2 protein-coding genes are annotated in these 1,621 nt (G+C 38.9%); both read right to left on the bottom strand.

Annotation, left to right across the window (positions count from 1 at the left end):
* Positions 1-297: 297 nt before the first annotated feature.
* Positions 298-756 carry a macro domain-containing protein gene (locus tag KCG35_RS25170; protein WP_215822601.1) on the bottom strand — a complete coding sequence of 153 codons (459 nt, stop codon included), beginning with the start codon at positions 754-756 and terminating at the stop codon, positions 298-300.
* A 229-nt stretch (positions 757-985) separates the two neighbouring features.
* Positions 986-1,309 (bottom strand): hypothetical protein, encoded by a 324-nt coding sequence (locus KCG35_RS25165; RefSeq protein ID WP_215822600.1) that lies wholly within the window; start codon positions 1,307-1,309, stop codon positions 986-988.
* Between the last annotated feature and the right edge of the window lie 312 nt (positions 1,310-1,621).

The raw sequence follows: 1,621 nt of genomic DNA, 5'->3' as shown, positions 1-1,621 counted from the left end.
TAGTCTTTTATCCCAATTAAAAAAGTGAGCATCATAAAATAATTGAGTAAAAGAGTCGATAAGACTAAACCAACGATTATTCCTAATAGCACTGAGAGCCAAACCTTATATCTATATAAAAACAGCTCAACATAGATAGTGACGAAAAGTAAAAGGCTTCCTAAAGAATAGAACAAAACTAATGGGCCTATTGACCCAAAAGCTCCAAACTTATAAACCAGCCCCAGTACAATCGGTATTAAGAACGATATAGCTGTGATGTATAGTGTTCGTTTCAAAATAGTCAACATCTATCGCCTAAGCTGGGGTAAACCTAACCAAAGTATGATCCTCACCGTCAAGCTCTTGGTCAATAATCTGTGCGATTACATCCCAATCACCACCCGCCAAACCAGCACCAATGAGCGGATAGCCAATTCTCAGCCCTGAAAATTGCTGCTTAACTGTACTCATTACTTTCCGAATCGCCTCATAATCCGCTTTAACACCTGCTCCACGCCAATGAAACTGGGTATAAGCATTGACAATAGTAAAACGATGCCCGTTTTTTTCTACTTCAGCGAATGAGTATGTTCCCAGCTTCTCTCGTGCGCCTTTTTCTGTTTTACAATCTGCCGCATAAGCTTCGGGAAACATATTTTTTATCGTTAATGCAATGCCTTTACCCATCTGGCACTGACAGTTACAACCATGAATAATAACGTCAAATGCACCCTGCGCCGCTAACTGAATAAGGTCACCGCTCGTTTCTTTCATGACTATCCTCTAGGGAAAAATTGCGATCCACACTAAAGCTACCTGTTAATAATACACTACAATTGTACCCAATTTCATGACTTCGCCTTACAATCAATAACTGGTCACTATTGTAGGCGAAAGCCATGAGGGGCTAAGGAATGGACGTCACAAGGCTACGATCTGTTACAAGATAGGGTATTAGGTGTTTTCACATTGTAAGGTTATTCAATATAAGCCTGTCAGGCACTTACTTTTTAACAGGCAAATCGATGATATTGCCTAATTTTTTATTTTTGGATTTTACGTTTTTTACTTTGTTAAGCAAGTGAGGTGACACATTCCACTTTTGGCCAGAGTCAGTAATAACCGTGACTGTTTTCTTATTGTACTTCATGAGAGTACCAATTTGCTTAGCCTGGCCAGGTGGATCAAAACTAACTTTTTCACCAATGTTGAACTTCATCATGTCTTTATGTGCGTGCATAGACTGAAGGAACTTTAGCCTTTCAACAACTTTATGATTTAGCTCAATAAGTTCTTCAACAGTTAAGCGATCAATATCTATGCTCATATCATTGCTCGTTTTTTGGATTGCTTCTTGTTACTACTAGCTTGAGAGTTAAGTGACAAATTTGTGTGCCAACACAATTATATAAGAGCAGTATACTATCACATCGATTTTTATAGTATGCCAACATACTTTTTCACTACCCCACCAAACTCTACCCTTATAGCGCCAAAAGTCTCAAGACGTTTAACTTCACCTTCTACATCATCGAGCAGCAGAACGCAGATCACCAGTGTTGCAGTCAATGATAAATCCCGCCAGCTTACTTTTTATGCATAATTATCACTTCTACTCATAAAGACTCACCCTCCGCTA

Origin of the sequence: Zooshikella harenae (genome assembly GCF_018837975.1) — a bacterium.
Taxonomy (GTDB): Bacteria; Pseudomonadota; Gammaproteobacteria; order Pseudomonadales; family Zooshikellaceae; genus Zooshikella; species Zooshikella harenae.
This window is presented reverse-complemented; position numbering and strand designations above follow the sequence as displayed.